The following is a 15,693-nucleotide window of genomic DNA, read 5'->3' on the forward strand; positions in this document are numbered from 1 at the left end:
AGGGGGAGGTCACTCCGCCGGTGCGTGCGCGCGGTTCCGGCGGCGGGAGACCACCGTGACGGTGACCAGGGTGAGGAGGGCCAGGGCGGCGGCGGCCAGACCGGGCAGGAGGCCCTTGGGCGTGAAGGTGCAGGAGACCTTCTCCGTGCCGGGGGAGAGGTCCAGGGCCACCAGGCCGTGGAACTCCTTCCGGGGGGCCGAGCACTGCCAGCCGGGGACGTCGGTCATGGCGAACACCGCGGTCCCCCCGCTGCCCGCGGGCAGGGTGGCCTCGATGGTGTGGCCGCCGGCCTTCACCGCGGTGGCTCCGGTGGCGGTGAGGCCCTGGACGGCCTTGTCGAGGGCGGGGCGGTTCAGGCAGCCGACGGGGTGCTCCGGCGCCCGGGCGTCGCTCTTGGTCCTGACGGTGACCCGGAGGGTGCCGTCCGCCGGGACCGGGCCCAGCCCGAGGACCCCGGTGAGGCGGTCTTCGAGGCGCAGCCGGGTGCCGGCGGTGGTGAGCGTGCCGTTGAGGGCGGGGGAGTACCAGTAGGCCTCCGTGCCGGGACGGCAGGACGCGGTGTACGTCTGCTCGGTCGCGGTACCGCCGGGGGTCGTGCGGGGCACCTCGTACACGGCGCTGCCCAGGACGTCCTCCTGGTGGGCCCAGACGCTGCCGGCCGGGGCGGGGGACGTGAAGGCGGCGTTCCGGACGGTCACCAGCGGGGGCGCGGGGAAGGTCCGGCCGGCCCAGGCGTTCTTCTCGCCGGGGACCCGGGAGACCCGGGCGCCGATGGAGAAGATGGCGTCCAGGACCGGGTTGTCGGCGCCGAAGAAGGTGCGGCCGTCGTTCTTGTAGCCGTAGCCCAGCGGCTCCAGGGCCCGGAAGGTGGTCTCGGGCAGGTAGCTGCTGTAGTACTGCGGACCCTCCGCCTGGAGGGCCAGCGCGTCGTTGTACGAGGTCTGCGGCTTCCCCGAGTCGGTCCGGTAGGCGGGCCAGCCGTCCACGGAGCGGACGGCGTCGAAGTGGTTGGCGATCGACTGGTTCGACGTGACGGCCGGGGTGGCCCACCGCTCCCGGACCCGCTTCTCGTCCGCGTTGAAGGCGGACAGGGCGGACTCGGCGAAGACCACGCCGACCATCAGCACGGCGGCCACCGGGATCAGCGCGCGGCGGTGTTCGCCCGCGCGCAGCAGGAGCAGGGCGAGCAGCGACAGCGCGCCGCCGCCCAGGACCGCGTACCAGGTCTCCACCGAGAAGTCGTCGGTGTTCCTGAGCAGGAAGGTGGCCACGACGATCACGCCGGTCGCGATCGCCAGGTGCAGCGGGCGCGGGCGGTGGGCCAGCGCCATCCAGGCCAGGATCACCAGCATCCCGCTGAACACGAAGGCCTCGCGGTACGGGTTGCCGTTCGGGACCGCCAGGCCGTGCCAGACGTACTGGGTCGGCGGGAACTGGAACGAGGCCGCCACCAGCACCACGGCCAGCCCCCACACCAGCCGGGTCTTCCTGGCGATCGCGGAGTTCATCAGGAAGGAGAGCGCCAGGATCAGGCCCAGGGTGGCGATGTAGAGCCTCGGCCGGCCGCCCCAGAGGTGGGTGGCGGGCAGCATCCCGGTGAGGAACACGTCCAGCCGCTGCGGATCGAACTCGGCGGCCCTGGTGGGCTGGGCCGCGCCGCTGGAGAGGAAGGAGGGGAGCAGCAGCGGCAGGACGAGGAGGATGCCGGTGGCGGCCGCGGTGGCGGCCCGGAACACGGCGCGCAGCCGCTGCTCACCGGTCATGTCCCGGGTGATCAGGCGGATGGCCAGCAGCACGCAGGCCGCCATCGTCGCCATCATCGCGGTGTAGAAGTTGCCCACCCAGGCCAGCGTCACCAGCAGGGCGACGGCCGGCCAGCGGCGCTGTTCCAGACACCACTCGACGGCGATCCCCAGCATGGGGAGCGCGACCAGGCCCCACAGCCACATCGGGATGTACGAGGCGTCGCTGAGCGCCCACCCGCACAGCCCGTACGCCGCGCCGAGCACGCCCCGCTGCCACCAGGGGCCCGGCACCAGCCGGCCCAGGTAGACGGCCATCAGCGCGGCGGCCAGCCCCATGGTCAGCGGGGAGATCGCGAAGACCACCAGGTCCACGTGGGCCCGCGGCACCAGGGTCACCAGCCAGGAGAACGGGTTGCCCAGGTAGGTGTAGTAGTCGGACAGGAACTGCTGCCCGAAGGCCCCCCGCCAGGTGAACAGCGCGTCACCGGCGGCCTGCCCGTGCACCAGGTCCCAGAGCGCCCGGTGGAAGGGGATGTACTGGTTGGCCTGGTCGTTGATGGCCCGCCCGGTGTTCCCGAAGGGGAAGGTGCCGCGCAGCGCCCATGCCGTGCAGAACGCTACGGAGGTGAGGGCGAAGGCGAGCAGGGGGGCGTACAGCCGTTTGATCCGGCTCGCCAATGTGTGGCTCCCTGAAACTCGATACGATGGCTCGTTCGGACAGTTTAGGTGGCGGTCCGAAGAGCCCGACGGGGCGCCCGGGGCCGTGCCCGCAGGGGGGTCCTAGGCATTTGTTTTGACCGGAGTCCGTGCGATAGGTACGCTCAAGCCTTGTGCCTGGGGTGTGCCTGGGCTCGTGTGCGTGTCCTCAACCGCACGGCGAGTTCCGTACCGGCCACCGTGATCCGCGCTTTTTCCCGCCCTCGGCGGGGGTCCGCGGGATCCGACACACCCGACCGCGTGGGTCGGTGAATGTTCCAGGTTAGTTTTACCGACGGCACACAGAAACCGGAGAAGTAGTGCCTACGATCCAGCAGCTGGTCCGCAAGGGCCGGCAGGACAAGGTCGAGAAGAACAAGACGCCCGCACTCGAGGGTTCCCCTCAGCGTCGCGGCGTCTGCACGCGTGTGTTCACGACCACCCCGAAGAAGCCGAACTCGGCGCTCCGTAAGGTCGCGCGTGTGCGTCTGACCTCCGGCATCGAGGTCACGGCCTACATCCCGGGTGAGGGTCACAACCTGCAGGAGCACTCCATCGTGCTCGTGCGCGGTGGCCGTGTGAAGGACCTGCCGGGTGTTCGCTACAAGATCATCCGCGGTTCCCTCGACACGCAGGGCGTCAAGAACCGTAAGCAGGCTCGCAGCCGCTACGGCGCCAAGAAGGAGAAGTAAGAATGCCTCGTAAGGGCCCCGCCCCGAAGCGCCCGGTCATCATCGACCCGGTCTACAGCTCTCCTCTTGTCACCTCGCTGATCAACAAGATCCTGCTGGACGGCAAGCGTTCCACCGCCGAGCGCATCGTGTACGGCGCCATGGAGGGTCTTCGCGAGAAGACCGGCCAGGACCCGGTCATCACGCTGAAGCGCGCGCTGGAGAACGTCAAGCCGGCTCTTGAGGTCAAGTCCCGCCGTGTCGGTGGCGCCACCTACCAGGTGCCGATCGAGGTCAAGCCGGGCCGCGCGTCCACCCTTGCCCTCCGCTGGCTCGTCGGTTACTCCCGCGCCCGTCGCGAGAAGACCATGACCGAGCGCCTCATGAACGAGCTCCTCGACGCCTCGAACGGCCTCGGTGCTGCCGTCAAGAAGCGTGAGGACACGCACAAGATGGCCGAGTCCAACAAGGCCTTCGCGCACTACCGCTGGTAGTCGCAACCCACATCGAGACCGAGAGAAGACTGAGCCGATATGGCTACCACTTCGCTTGACCTTGCCAAGGTGCGCAACATCGGCATCATGGCGCACATCGACGCGGGCAAGACGACCACCACCGAGCGGATCCTGTTCTACACCGGTGTCTCGTACAAGATCGGTGAAGTCCACGACGGCGCTGCCACGATGGACTGGATGGAGCAGGAGCAGGAGCGCGGCATCACGATCACGTCCGCCGCGACGACCTGTCACTGGCCGCTCGAGAATGTCGATCACACGATCAACATCATCGACACGCCGGGCCACGTCGACTTCACCGTCGAGGTGGAGCGTTCGCTGCGCGTGCTCGACGGTGCTGTCACCGTGTTCGACGGTGTGGCCGGCGTCGAGCCCCAGTCCGAGACCGTCTGGCGTCAGGCGGACCGCTACGGCGTTCCGCGCATCTGCTTCGTCAACAAGCTCGACCGCACCGGCGCCGACTTCCTGCGCTGCGTCGACATGATCGTGGGCCGCCTCGGCGCCACCCCGATCGTCATGCAGCTCCCGATCGGTGCCGAGGCCGACTTCGAGGGCGTCGTCGACCTGGTCCGCATGAAGGCCCTCGTCTGGTCCGCCGAGGCCAGCAAGGGCGAGATGTACGACGTCGTCGACATCCCGGCCAACCTCACCGAGCTCGCCGAGGAGTACCGCGGCAAGCTGGTCGAGACCGTCGCGGAGAACGACGAGGAGCTCATGGAGCTCTTCCTGGAGGGCGTCGAGCCCACCGAGGAGCAGCTCTACGCGGCTGTCCGTCGCATCACCATCGCCTCCGGCAAGGGCGGCGAGACCACGGTCACCCCCGTGTTCTGTGGCACCGCGTTCAAGAACAAGGGCGTCCAGCCCCTGCTCGACGCGGTCGTCCGCTACCTGCCCTCGCCCCTGGACGTCGAGGCCATCGAGGGCCAGGACGTCAAGGACCCCGAGGTCGTCGTCCGGCGCAAGCCGTCCGACGACGAGCCGCTGTCGGCCCTCGCGTTCAAGATCGCGAGCGACCCGCACCTCGGCAAGCTCACCTTCGTCCGGATCTACTCCGGTCGCCTGGAGGCCGGCACCGCGGTGCTGAACTCCGTCAAGGGCAAGAAGGAGCGCATCGGCAAGATCTACCGCATGCACGCGAACAAGCGTGAGGAGATCGACTCGGTGGGCGCCGGCGACATCGTCGCCGTCATGGGCCTCAAGCAGACCACCACCGGTGAGACGCTGTGCGACGACAAGAACCCGGTCATCCTGGAGTCCATGGACTTCCCGGCGCCGGTCATCCAGGTCGCCATCGAGCCCAAGTCCAAGGGTGACCAGGAGAAGCTGGGTGTCGCCATCCAGCGTCTCGCGGAGGAGGACCCCTCCTTCCAGGTCCACTCGGACGAGGAGACCGGCCAGACCATCATCGGTGGCATGGGCGAGCTCCACCTCGACATCCTCGTCGACCGCATGCGTCGCGAGTTCAAGGTCGAGGCGAACGTCGGCAAGCCGCAGGTCGCGTACCGCGAGACGATCCGCAAGACCGTCGAGCGCGTGGACTACACCCACAAGAAGCAGACCGGTGGTACCGGTCAGTTCGCCAAGGTGCAGATCGCGATCGAGCCCATCGAGGGTGGCGACGCCTCCTACGAGTTCGTGAACAAGGTCACCGGTGGCCGCATCCCGAAGGAGTACATCCCTTCGGTCGACGCGGGTGCGCAGGAGGCCATGCAGTTCGGCATCCTGGCCGGCTACGAGATGACCGGCGTCCGCGTCATTCTTCTCGACGGTGGCTACCACGAGGTCGACTCCTCCGAGCTCGCGTTCAAGATCGCCGGTTCGCAGGCCTTCAAGGAGGCCGCGCGGAAGGCTTCGCCGGTCATCCTCGAGCCCATGATGTCCGTCGAGGTCACCACGCCCGAGGACTACATGGGTGAGGTCATCGGCGACATCAACTCCCGCCGTGGCCAGATCCAGGCCATGGAGGAGCGCAGCGGCGCTCGCGTCGTGAAGGGCCTCGTGCCCCTTTCGGAGATGTTCGGCTACGTCGGAGACCTCCGCAGCAAGACCTCGGGTCGCGCAAGCTACTCGATGCAGTTCGACTCCTACGCCGAGGTTCCCCGGAACGTCGCCGAGGAGATCATCGCGAAGGCCAAGGGCGAGTAACTCTCCCGAGTTCACGCTTTAGGCTTGACACCAGACGCCGGGGCTCGGCCCCCGAGACCCGAGGAACCGGGCTCCGGCGGATGGCATCCCAGCAAAGATCACCTGGCGCCGATGAGTAAGGCGTACAGAACCACTCTCCAGGAGGACCCCCGTGGCGAAGGCGAAGTTCGAGCGGACTAAGCCGCACGTCAACATCGGCACCATCGGTCACATCGACCACGGTAAGACGACCCTCACGGCCGCCATTACCAAGGTGCTGCACGACGCGTACCCGGACCTGAACGAGGCCTCGGCCTTCGACCAGATCGACAAGGCTCCCGAGGAGCGCCAGCGCGGTATCACCATCTCGATCGCGCACGTCGAGTACCAGACCGAGTCGCGTCACTACGCCCACGTCGACTGCCCCGGTCACGCGGACTACATCAAGAACATGATCACGGGTGCCGCGCAGATGGACGGCGCCATCCTCGTGGTCGCCGCCACCGACGGCCCGATGCCGCAGACCAAGGAGCACGTGCTCCTGGCCCGCCAGGTCGGCGTTCCGTACATCGTCGTCGCCCTGAACAAGGCCGACATGGTGGACGACGAGGAGATCCTGGAGCTCGTCGAGCTCGAGGTGCGTGAGCTCCTCTCCGAGTACGAGTTCCCGGGCGACGACCTTCCGGTCGTCCGCGTCTCGGCGCTCAAGGCGCTCGAGGGCGACAAGGAGTGGGGCGAGAAGCTCCTCGGCCTCATGCACGCGGTGGACGAGTCCATCCCGCAGCCCGAGCGTGACGTCGACAAGCCGTTCCTGATGCCGATCGAGGACGTCTTCACGATCACCGGTCGTGGCACCGTCGTCACCGGTCGTATCGAGCGCGGCATCCTCAAGGTCAACGAGACCGTCGACATCATCGGCATCAAGACCGAGAAGACCACCACCACGGTCACCGGTATCGAGATGTTCCGCAAGCTGCTCGACGAGGGCCAGGCCGGTGAGAACGTCGGTCTGCTCCTCCGTGGCATCAAGCGTGAGGACGTCGAGCGCGGCCAGGTCATCATCAAGCCGGGTTCGGTCACGCCGCACACGAACTTCGAGGCCCAGGCCTACATCCTGTCGAAGGACGAGGGTGGCCGTCACACCCCGTTCTTCAACAACTACCGCCCGCAGTTCTACTTCCGTACCACGGACGTGACCGGCGTCGTGACCCTCCCCGAGGGCACCGAGATGGTCATGCCGGGCGACAACACCGCCATGAGCGTTGAGCTGATCCAGCCCATCGCCATGGAGGAGGGCCTCAAGTTCGCCATCCGTGAGGGTGGCCGGACCGTCGGCGCCGGCCAGGTCGTCAAGATCACTGCCTGATCTTGCGCTGACCTGGTGGTTCCCAGGAGCCGCTGAGCAGTAGGGAGAAGCCCCGCACCGGAAGGTGCGGGGCTTCTTCGCGTTCCCGGGCTCGTGTTCCCGGGGCTTCTACGGCTTCCAGCTCCAGGGCCGGCCGTCCGCGCCGAGACCCACCACGGTCGCCCCCCGCGCCCCCAGGTGCAGCGCGGCCGGGGCCGCCGCCGCGCCCCCCGTCGTACGGACCCGGGTCCGGCCCCCGGTCCGCACCGCCGTCCGGCCGCGCGGGTCGGTGCCGAGCAGGACGGTGCCGAGCGCCGCCGAACGCGCGGCGACCACCTCCCCGTACCCGTCGAGACCGGTGTCGCCGTCCGGGCCGAGCAGCCGGGCGTCCGCCGGGGGCCGGTGGAACAGCTCGCCGTCCGCGCTCGCCACCGCGGACCCGGAGAGCGGCAGCCGCTCCGTCCGCTCCCGCCCGTCCACCCAGTGCCGTACGGACTCCCGGCCCGCCGCGTACACGTGGATCCGGCCCGCCGCGTCCACCGAGACGGCCGGGCCGTCCTGGACCTCGGCGTCCCCGGGGAGCGTCCGCCACGGGCTCCAGGAGCCGTCCGCCGACCGGACCCGGGTCGAGAGGCGCTTGTCCGCGTTCCGTACGAAGAGGTGGACCCGGCCGTCGGGGGCCGCGACGGCCACCGGGGAGCCGAGCCGGCGCCCCCGGTCGTCCCCGCGCTCCGGGTTCCCCAGGCTCCGCCAGGCGAGGAACGGGCCGCCTGGGGACCGCTGTTCGAGGAGGGCGACCTCCCGGCGGTTGGCGCCGCCGTGCCCGTCGAGCGCGGCGAACCGCACCCCGAGGAGCAGCACCCGGCCGTCGGGGAGGACCGCCGAACCGAGCGCCGGGGCGAGCGGGCCGCCGCCGAGGTCCTCCGGCTCGCCCCAGACGCCGCTGCCGGGGGCCGACTCGCGCCGGCGGACCGCGCGCAGGCCCAGCACCCCGTACGCCGCGAGCCGGCCGTCCGGCTCCTCGGCGAGGGCCGGGCGGGCGCCGGGCCAGCGGTGGTGGGTGGAGCGGACCCAGCCCTTGCGGTTGGTCAGCGGGCGGTCGCCGCCGACGCCGTAGTCGCCGCAGCCCGAGGGGTTGCCGCACCGCCAGGAGGGGTCGCCACCGTACGGGACGAGGCGGGCGGCCTTCTCCTCCAGGACCTTCGGCGGGAGGTTCTTGGGCCAGTGGCGGTTGTAGTAGCCGCGGAAGGCCGTCGTCGTGAACGCCGGTATCGGCTCGCCGTCCCGCACCGCGTCCGAGACCCGGCGGCACAGCGCCGCCCAGGTGAAGCAGGCGACCGCCGTGTGGTCCCCGTGGTCGGCGTAGCCCGGCTGTTCGGAGTCCCGCCGCCGGGTGGCCTCGTCGCTGTGCTGGACGTCCGGGTCGGGGTCCAGGGTGTGCACCACCGTGGGCCGGTAGCGGGCGAGCAGCCCGGCGAGGACGCCGACGAGGCCGTCGTAGTCGTAGGTGTCCACCCGGGTGACGGGGGAGCCGGCGGACAGGTGGGTCCGCAGCTCCAGGGCGCGGTCCTCCCAGAGCGCGGGCAGGGCCATGTAGCGGCGGGGGGTGTGCATCGGCAGGTTGAGGAAGACCAGCTCGACCCGGCGCCCGCCGTGGGCGAGGACGTCGGCCTCGGCCCGCTGGCCGCCGGGGAGGTCCAGGGCCTTCCGCCGCCACGGCGTGAACAGCGGCAGGCCGAGCGCCGCCGCGTAGGACTGGCGCAGGCCCTGGTGGCGGGCGGCGGAGTAGGCGGCCGGGTCCGGGGGCGTCCCGGGCATCCCCGCGACGCGGTTCACGCCGTTGTGCTCGCCGGCCGTCACGTACACGGAGACGAGCGGGACGCCCGCGTCGAGCAGCCGCTGCGAGTCGGGGTTCATGAAGTACAGGTCGTCGTCCGGGTGTGCGGCGAACTGCATCAGGAGCGCCCGGCCGGCCCGTGCCGAGGCGATCGGCTTCCCCGGCGCCGGGTCGGCGGTCGGCGCGCTCCGGCGCGGCTCCGGTACGGAGCACCCGGCGGCGGCCGCGGTGACGGCGAGGGCGGTGGCGAGCACCGCCCGTCTGGGGGGTCGGGTGTGCTGCACTGCGGGGCCCTTCGCTCGTCGGTCCCCTGGAAGACGGAAATCTGTGCGAAGGGGTTGTGCGTGTGCGAGAGGGGCGTGCGCGCCGGAGGAGGGGACGGGCGTACGGAGGGTCCGCGACCGTCTCGGATGGCGGACCCCGACGTCCGCTTACTGGTGCTTGCATTCACATGGATGTAACAGTGGGCACGGCGGCGGGGACGACGGAGTCCCGGAGCGGCCGTCCATCCCTCCCCGCGCGCGGCAACGGCGCCGAGCGCTCCCACCCGGTTCTCCGCCGGCGTCCAGCCGTGCCAGAAGGGGGTTCCACGTGCCGAACCGACCCGACCCGCAGACCGCCCGCTCCACCCTCGACGCCCTCCGCGCCGAGATCGAGCACCGCAACCCGGCGCAGCCCGAGTTCCACCAGGCCGTCCACGAGGTGCTCGACAGCCTCGCCCCGGTGCTCGTGGCCCGGCCCGAGTTCGCCGAGCCCGGCCTCCTGGAGCGGCTCGTCGAGCCCGAGCGGCAGATCGTCTTCCGGGTGCCGTGGCAGGACGACCGGGGCCGGACGCACGTCAACCGGGGCTTCCGCGTCGAGTTCAACAGCGCGCTCGGCCCGTACAAGGGCGGCCTGCGCTTCCACCCCTCCGTGAACCTGGGCATCGTCAAGTTCCTCGGCTTCGAGCAGATCTTCAAGAACGCGCTGACCGGTCTCGGCATCGGCGGCGGCAAGGGCGGCAGCGACTTCGACCCGCACGGGCGCAGCGACGCCGAGGTCATGCGGTTCTGCCAGTCGTTCATGACCGAGCTGTACCGGCACCTCGGCGAGCACACCGACGTGCCGGCCGGTGACATCGGCGTCGGCGGCCGGGAGATCGGCTACCTCTTCGGCCAGTACCGGCGGATCACCAACCGCTGGGAGGCCGGCGTCCTCACCGGCAAGGGCGCGGGCTGGGGCGGCTCCGCGATCCGCCCGGAGGCCACCGGCTACGGCAGCGTGCTCTTCACGGCGGCGATGCTCCGCGAGCGCGGCGAGGACCTGGAGGGCCAGACGGCCGTCGTCTCCGGCTCCGGCAACGTGGCGCTGTATACGATCGAGAAGCTGCTCGCCCTCGGCGCCAACCCGCTCACCTGCTCCGACTCCAGCGGGTACGTGTACGACGACAAGGGCATCGACCTCGACCTGCTGAAGCGGATCAAGGAGGTCGAGCGCGGCCGGGTCGCCGACTACGCCGAGCGCCGGGGCGCCTCCGCGCGCTTCGTGCCCGGCGGCCGGGTCTGGGAGGTCCCCGCCGACGTCGCCCTGCCGTCCGCGACGCAGAACGAGCTCGGCGAGGAGGACGCGGCGACCCTGGTCCGCAACGGCGTGAAGGCCGTCGCCGAGGGCGCCAACATGCCCACCACGGCGGAGGCGGTGCACCTGTTCCAGCGGGCCGGCGTCGCCTTCGGCCCGGGCAAGGCCGCCAACGCGGGCGGCGTCGCCGTCAGCGCCCTGGAGATGGCCCAGAACCACTCCCGCACGTCCTGGAGCGCGGAGAAGGTGGAGGCGGAGCTCGCCGGGATCATGACCTCGATCCACACCGCCTGCCACGAGACGGCCGAGCGGTACGGCGCTCCGGGCGACTACGTCACGGGGGCCAACATCGCGGGCTTCGAGCGGGTCGCGGAGGCGATGCTGGCGCAGGGCGTCATCTGATCCCCGAGGCCGACGGAGGGGCGCACCGCTTCGGCGCGTGCGCCCCGGCGCATGGGTCCACGTGACGTGGGGTACAGTCTTCGACCCCGATTGGCGGCGGGACGGCCCGGTGTGGCAGACTGTCGGGGTTGCTCGGTTGAGTGCCGATGCTGCGCGCCTCCCGTCGGGAGGACCGGAAGCGAGTCCCACAGTACTCGTCGCCCCTCGTCAGGGGCGGACGTACGGGAATCTTCTGGGAAGCGTCAGCGGGGTACCGGCCAGGCGCTCGGTGGGTGTTCTGCCCCCGGCTCGCGGTTCTCGGGACCGCGCCCCCTTGGTTGGGAAGTCCTCAGGGACTTCTGCGTAGAGGGAGCGCGACACGCCCGACCGCGTGGGTCGGAGGCGGAGTCGTGAGAACCCCCGAGTGCCAGAGCGTTACGAGACAAAGGACTACTAGTAGCCATGGCGGGACAGAAGATCCGCATCCGGCTCAAGGCCTACGACCACGAGGTCATCGACTCCTCGGCGAAGAAGATCGTCGAGACGGTGACCCGCACTGGTGCGTCGGTCGCGGGCCCGGTGCCGCTGCCCACTGAGAAGAACGTGTACTGCGTCATCAAGTCGCCGCACAAGTACAAGGACTCGCGCGAGCACTTCGAGATGCGCACGCACAAGCGCCTCATCGACATCCTCGACCCCACGCCGAAGACGGTCGACTCGCTCATGCGTCTCGACCTGCCGGCGGGCGTCGACATCGAGATCAAGCTCTGAGGTGACGCGCGAGATGGCTAAGAACATCAAGGGCATCCTGGGCGAGAAGCTCGGCATGACGCAGGTCTGGGACGAGAACAACCGGGTCGTCCCGGTCACCGTCGTCAAGGCCGGTCCGAATGTCGTGACCCAGGTCCGCACGAACGACAACGACGGCTACGAGTCGGTCCAGATCGCCTTCGGCGAGATCGACCCGCGCAAGGTGAACAAGCCCCTCAAGGGTCACTTCGCCAAGGCCGACGTCACCCCGCGCCGTCACCTGGTGGAGCTCCGCACCGCCGACGCCTCCGAGTACACGCTCGGCCAGGAGATCACCGCCGAGCTCTTCGAGGCCGGCGTGAAGGTCGACGTCACCGCGAAGAGCAAGGGCAAGGGCTTCGCCGGCGTCATGAAGCGCCACAACTTCCGTGGTGGCAAGGCGTCGCACGGTGCCCACCGCGTGCACCGCAAGCCCGGTTCCATCGGTGGCTGTGCCACCCCGGGCCGTGTCTTCAAGGGTATGAAGATGGCTGGTCGCATGGGCAACGAGCGCGTGACCACCCAGAACCTGACCGTCCACGCCGTTGACGCCGAGAAGGGTCTGCTGCTCATCAAGGGCGCCGTCCCCGGCCCCAACGGTGGCCTCGTCCTGGTCCGCACCGCGGCCAAGGGGGTTTGAGGAACCGATGAGCACCATTGACATCCTTTCGCCGGCAGGCGACAAGACCGGGACCGTCGAGCTCCCCGAGGAGATCTTCGGCGCCAAGGTCAGCGTTCCGCTGATCCACCAGGTCGTCGTCGCGCAGCTGGCCGCGGCCCGTCAGGGCACGCACAAGACCAAGACCCGTGGCGAAGTCCGCGGTGGTGGCAAGAAGCCTTACCGCCAGAAGGGCACCGGCCGCGCCCGTCAGGGTTCGACCCGCGCCCCGCAGTTCGCCGGTGGTGGCGTCGTGCACGGCCCCCAGCCGCGTGACTACTCGCAGCGGACCCCGAAGAAGATGAAGGTCGCCGCTCTCCGTGGTGCCCTCTCGGACCGGGCCACCCACTCCCGCATCCACGTCGTCTCCGGCGTGGTCGAGGGTGAGATCTCCACCAAGGCCGCGAAGACGCTGTTCGGCAAGATCTCGGAGCGCAAGAACCTGCTCCTGGTCGCCGAGCGCTCCGACGAGGCCGCGTGGCTGTCCGCTCGTAACCTGCCCCAGGTGCACATCCTGGAGCCGGGCCAGCTCAACACGTACGACGTGATCGTCTCCGACGACGTGGTCTTCACCAAGGCCGCCCTCGAGTCCTTCGTGTCTGGCCCCCAGACCGCTGAGACCGAAGGGAGCGACGCCTGATGAGCGAGGCCGTCGTCACCAGCAAGACCTTCTCGGACCCGCGTGACATCCTCGTCAAGCCGGTCGTCTCGGAGAAGAGCTACGCCCTGCTCGACGAGAACAAGTACACGTTCATCGTCGCGCCCGGCTCCAACAAGACCCAGATCAAGCAGGCCGTCGAGGCGGTCTTCTCGGTCAAGGTCACCGGGGTCAACACGATCAACCGCCAGGGCAAGCGCAAGCGGACCAAGGCCGGTTTCGGCAAGCGCAAGGACACCAAGCGCGCCATCGTGACCCTTGCTGAGGGCAACCGAATCGACATCTTCGGCGGCCCGACCGCCTGACGGCGGTCGAGTCGTCCGATATCGGACGAGGACTGAGAAATGGGTATCCGCAAGTACAAGCCGACTACGCCGGGCCGTCGTGGCTCCTCCGTAGCCGACTTCGTCGAGATCACGCGGTCCACGCCGGAGAAGTCGCTGGTCCGCCCCCTGCACAGCAAGGGCGGCCGTAACAACACCGGTCGTGTGACCGTCCGTCACCAGGGCGGTGGCCACAAGCGCGCCTACCGCGTGATCGACTTCCGTCGTCACGACAAGGACGGCGTGCCGGCCAAGGTCGCTCACATCGAGTACGACCCCAACCGCACCGCGCGCATCGCGCTCCTCCACTACGTGGACGGCGAGAAGCGCTACATCATCGCCCCCAAGGGTCTGACGCAGGGTGACCGCGTCGAGAACGGCCCCGGCGCGGACATCAAGCCCGGCAACAACCTGGCGCTCCGCAACATCCCGGTCGGTACCACGATCCACGCGATCGAGCTCCGTCCCGGTGGCGGCGCCAAGTTCGCGCGCTCGGCCGGTGCCTCCGTGCAGCTGCTGGCGAAGGAGGGCACGATGGCCCACCTCCGCATGCCCTCCGGCGAGATCCGTCTGGTCGACGCCCGCTGCCGCGCCACCATCGGCGAGGTCGGCAACGCCGAGCAGTCGAACATCAACTGGGGCAAGGCCGGCCGTAAGCGCTGGCTGGGTGTTCGCCCGACCGTCCGCGGTGTGGCGATGAACCCGGTCGACCACCCGCACGGTGGTGGTGAGGGCAAGACCTCCGGTGGTCGCCACCCGGTCTCCCCGTGGGGTCAGAAGGAGGGTCGTACTCGTTCGCCGAAGAAGGCTTCGAACAAGTACATCGTCCGCCGCCGCAAGACGAACAAGAAGCGCTAGGAGCGGGTTTAGATGCCGCGCAGTCTCAAGAAGGGACCCTTCGTCGACGGCCACCTCGTCAAGAAGGTGGACGCCCAGAACGAAGCCGGTACCAAGAACGTCATCAAGACCTGGTCCCGTCGCTCGATGATCATCCCGGCCATGCTCGGCCACACGATCGCGGTGCACAACGGCAAGACCCACATTCCGGTGTTTGTCACCGAGTCGATGGTCGGCCACAAGCTCGGCGAGTTCTCGCCGACGCGCACCTTCCGGGGTCACGTGAAGGACGACCGGAAGTCGAAGCGCCGCTAGTAGCGGGGTGGAATGACCATGACAGACACTGGAAGGACAACCATGGAAGCCAGGGCCCAGGCGCGGTACATCCGCGTTACGCCCATGAAGGCCCGCCGCGTGGTGGACCTTATCCGTGGCATGGATGCCACGGAGGCTCAGGCGGTCCTGCGTTTCGCCCCGCAGGCCGCGAGCGTGCCGGTCGGCAAGGTGCTGGACAGCGCCATCGCCAACGCCGCGCACAACTACGACCACAGTGACGCCTCTTCGCTGGTCATCAGCGAGGCGTACGTGGATGAGGGCCCGACCCTGAAGCGGTTCCGTCCGCGTGCCCAGGGCCGTGCCTACCGGATCCGTAAGCGGACCAGCCACATCACCGTGGTCGTCAGCAGCAAGGAAGGAACCCGGTAATGGGCCAGAAGGTTAACCCGCATGGGTTCCGGCTCGGCATCACCACGGACTTCAAGTCCCGCTGGTACGCCGACAAGCTGTACAAGGACTACGTCAAGGAAGACGTCGCCATCCGTCGGATGATGACGTCCGGCATGGAGCGCGCCGGCATCTCGAAGGTGGAGATCGAGCGCACCCGTGACCGTGTGCGTGTGGACATCCACACCGCGCGTCCCGGCATCGTCATCGGCCGCCGCGGCGCCGAGGCCGACCGCATCCGCGGCGACCTCGAGAAGCTGACGGGCAAGCAGGTCCAGCTGAACATCCTCGAGGTCAAGAACCCCGAGATGGACGCCCAGCTGGTCGCCCAGGCCGTCGCCGAGCAGCTCTCCTCCCGCGTCTCCTTCCGCCGTGCCATGCGCAAGAGCATGCAGGGCACCATGAAGGCCGGCGCCAAGGGCATCAAGATCCAGTGCGGTGGCCGTCTCGGCGGCGCCGAGATGTCCCGCTCGGAGTTCTACCGCGAGGGCCGTGTGCCGCTGCACACGCTCCGCGCGAACGTGGACTACGGCTTCTTCGAGGCCAAGACGACCTTCGGTCGCATTGGCGTGAAGGTCTGGATCTACAAGGGCGACGTCAAGAACATCGCCGAGGTCCGCGCCGAGAACGCCGCGGCCCGTGCGGGTAACCGCCCGGCCCGTGGCGCGGGTGGCGCTGGCGACCGTCCCGCCGGCCGTGGTGGCCGCGGTGGCGAGCGTGGCGGCCGCGGCCGCAAGCCGCAGCAGCAGTCCGCGCCGGCTGCCGAGGCCCCCAAGGCCGACGCTCCCGCCGCCGCTGCCGCTCCGGCTGAGAGCACCGGAACGGAGGCCTGA

At 69.5% G+C, this 15,693-nt stretch carries 15 protein-coding genes; 13 read left to right on the forward strand and 2 right to left on the reverse strand.

Annotation, left to right across the window (positions count from 1 at the left end; genetic code table 11):
- Positions 1 to 9: 9 nt before the first annotated feature.
- Positions 10 to 2,424 (reverse strand): YfhO family protein, encoded by a 2,415-nt coding sequence (locus tag AB0398_RS00215; RefSeq protein WP_366371020.1) that lies wholly within the window; start codon positions 2,422 to 2,424, stop codon positions 10 to 12.
- Positions 2,425 to 2,762: 338 nt separating this feature from the next.
- Here AB0398_RS00215 and rpsL point away from each other — a divergent pair, with 338 nt between their 5' ends.
- The 4 genes from rpsL to tuf all read left to right on the forward strand — a co-directional run bounded on the left by rpsL (position 2,763) and on the right by tuf (position 7,118).
- On the forward strand, positions 2,763 to 3,134 hold the full coding sequence (gene rpsL, locus AB0398_RS00220) for a 30S ribosomal protein S12 (protein ID WP_003948652.1): 372 nt from the start codon (positions 2,763 to 2,765) through the stop codon (positions 3,132 to 3,134).
- Positions 3,135 to 3,136: 2 nt separating this feature from the next.
- The gene (gene rpsG / locus AB0398_RS00225) at positions 3,137 to 3,607 is read left to right on the forward strand and encodes a 30S ribosomal protein S7 (protein ID WP_015035567.1); all 471 of its coding nucleotides are present in this window, start codon (positions 3,137 to 3,139) and stop codon (positions 3,605 to 3,607) included.
- Positions 3,608 to 3,646: 39 nt separating this feature from the next.
- Positions 3,647 to 5,773 carry an elongation factor G gene (gene fusA / locus AB0398_RS00230; RefSeq protein ID WP_053646178.1) on the forward strand — a complete coding sequence of 709 codons (2,127 nt, stop codon included), beginning with the start codon at positions 3,647 to 3,649 and terminating at the stop codon, positions 5,771 to 5,773.
- Between the two features lie 151 nt (positions 5,774 to 5,924).
- Positions 5,925 to 7,118, forward strand: a complete 1,194-nt coding sequence (gene tuf, locus AB0398_RS00235) for an elongation factor Tu (protein ID WP_026058274.1) — start codon at positions 5,925 to 5,927, stop codon at positions 7,116 to 7,118.
- A 108-nt stretch (positions 7,119 to 7,226) separates the two neighbouring features.
- Here tuf and AB0398_RS00240 read toward each other — a convergent pair whose 3' ends face one another.
- A complete protein-coding gene (locus tag AB0398_RS00240) occupies positions 7,227 to 9,218 on the reverse strand; it encodes a PIG-L family deacetylase (protein ID WP_366371023.1) in 1,992 nt (663 codons plus the stop codon).
- 307 nt (positions 9,219 to 9,525) lie between these two features.
- On the opposite strand from AB0398_RS00240, the gene gdhA reads away from it, so the two are divergent.
- From gdhA to rpsC, 9 genes are all read left to right on the forward strand, one after another.
- Complete coding sequence (gene gdhA / locus AB0398_RS00245; protein ID WP_366371024.1) at positions 9,526 to 10,893, forward strand: NADP-specific glutamate dehydrogenase; 1,368 nt, start codon at positions 9,526 to 9,528, stop codon at positions 10,891 to 10,893.
- A gap of 441 nt (positions 10,894 to 11,334) precedes the next feature.
- On the forward strand, positions 11,335 to 11,643 hold the full coding sequence (gene rpsJ, locus AB0398_RS00250) for a 30S ribosomal protein S10 (RefSeq protein WP_003948644.1): 309 nt from the start codon (positions 11,335 to 11,337) through the stop codon (positions 11,641 to 11,643).
- 13 nt (positions 11,644 to 11,656) lie between these two features.
- The gene (gene rplC, locus AB0398_RS00255) at positions 11,657 to 12,301 is read left to right on the forward strand and encodes a 50S ribosomal protein L3 (RefSeq protein ID WP_366371025.1); all 645 of its coding nucleotides are present in this window, start codon (positions 11,657 to 11,659) and stop codon (positions 12,299 to 12,301) included.
- Positions 12,302 to 12,308: 7 nt separating this feature from the next.
- The gene (gene rplD, locus AB0398_RS00260; protein WP_366371027.1) at positions 12,309 to 12,959 is read left to right on the forward strand and encodes a 50S ribosomal protein L4; all 651 of its coding nucleotides are present in this window, start codon (positions 12,309 to 12,311) and stop codon (positions 12,957 to 12,959) included.
- The gene (rplW, locus tag AB0398_RS00265) at positions 12,959 to 13,282 is read left to right on the forward strand and encodes a 50S ribosomal protein L23 (protein WP_053646169.1); all 324 of its coding nucleotides are present in this window, start codon (positions 12,959 to 12,961) and stop codon (positions 13,280 to 13,282) included. Before rplD ends, rplW begins: the two co-directional genes overlap by 1 nt.
- 39 nt (positions 13,283 to 13,321) lie before the next feature.
- On the forward strand, positions 13,322 to 14,158 hold the full coding sequence (gene rplB / locus AB0398_RS00270) for a 50S ribosomal protein L2 (protein ID WP_030208986.1): 837 nt from the start codon (positions 13,322 to 13,324) through the stop codon (positions 14,156 to 14,158).
- Between the two features lie 12 nt (positions 14,159 to 14,170).
- Positions 14,171 to 14,452 (forward strand): 30S ribosomal protein S19, encoded by a 282-nt coding sequence (rpsS, locus tag AB0398_RS00275; protein ID WP_015035577.1) that lies wholly within the window; start codon positions 14,171 to 14,173, stop codon positions 14,450 to 14,452.
- A 42-nt stretch (positions 14,453 to 14,494) separates the two neighbouring features.
- Positions 14,495 to 14,842: a 50S ribosomal protein L22 gene (gene rplV, locus AB0398_RS00280; RefSeq protein WP_016645177.1), complete on the forward strand. Its 348-nt coding sequence runs from the start codon at positions 14,495 to 14,497 to the stop codon at positions 14,840 to 14,842.
- Positions 14,842 to 15,693 (forward strand): 30S ribosomal protein S3, encoded by an 852-nt coding sequence (gene rpsC, locus AB0398_RS00285; RefSeq protein WP_030214015.1) that lies wholly within the window; start codon positions 14,842 to 14,844, stop codon positions 15,691 to 15,693. Before rplV ends, rpsC begins: the two co-directional genes overlap by 1 nt.

The sequence above is a fragment of the Streptomyces sp. NPDC086147 genome, from assembly GCF_040702165.1.
Classification (GTDB): domain Bacteria; phylum Actinomycetota; class Actinomycetes; order Streptomycetales; family Streptomycetaceae; genus Streptomyces.

What these genes read in the sequence shown, in the direction of transcription:
- rpsG (WP_015035567.1), top strand. Translation starts at nt 3,137, where the DNA reads ATGCCTCGTAAGGGCCCCGCCCCGAAGCGCCCGGTCATCATCGACCCG.
- fusA (WP_053646178.1), top strand. Translation starts at nt 3,647, where the DNA reads ATGGCTACCACTTCGCTTGACCTTGCCAAGGTGCGCAACATCGGCATC.
- rpsJ (WP_003948644.1), top strand. Translation starts at nt 11,335, where the DNA reads ATGGCGGGACAGAAGATCCGCATCCGGCTCAAGGCCTACGACCACGAG.
- rplC (WP_366371025.1), top strand. Translation starts at nt 11,657, where the DNA reads ATGGCTAAGAACATCAAGGGCATCCTGGGCGAGAAGCTCGGCATGACG.
- rplD (WP_366371027.1), top strand. Translation starts at nt 12,309, where the DNA reads ATGAGCACCATTGACATCCTTTCGCCGGCAGGCGACAAGACCGGGACC.
- rplW (WP_053646169.1), top strand. Translation starts at nt 12,959, where the DNA reads ATGAGCGAGGCCGTCGTCACCAGCAAGACCTTCTCGGACCCGCGTGAC.
- rplB (WP_030208986.1), top strand. Translation starts at nt 13,322, where the DNA reads ATGGGTATCCGCAAGTACAAGCCGACTACGCCGGGCCGTCGTGGCTCC.
- rpsS (WP_015035577.1), top strand. Translation starts at nt 14,171, where the DNA reads ATGCCGCGCAGTCTCAAGAAGGGACCCTTCGTCGACGGCCACCTCGTC.
- rplV (WP_016645177.1), top strand. Translation starts at nt 14,495, where the DNA reads ATGGAAGCCAGGGCCCAGGCGCGGTACATCCGCGTTACGCCCATGAAG.
- rpsC (WP_030214015.1), top strand. Translation starts at nt 14,842, where the DNA reads ATGGGCCAGAAGGTTAACCCGCATGGGTTCCGGCTCGGCATCACCACG.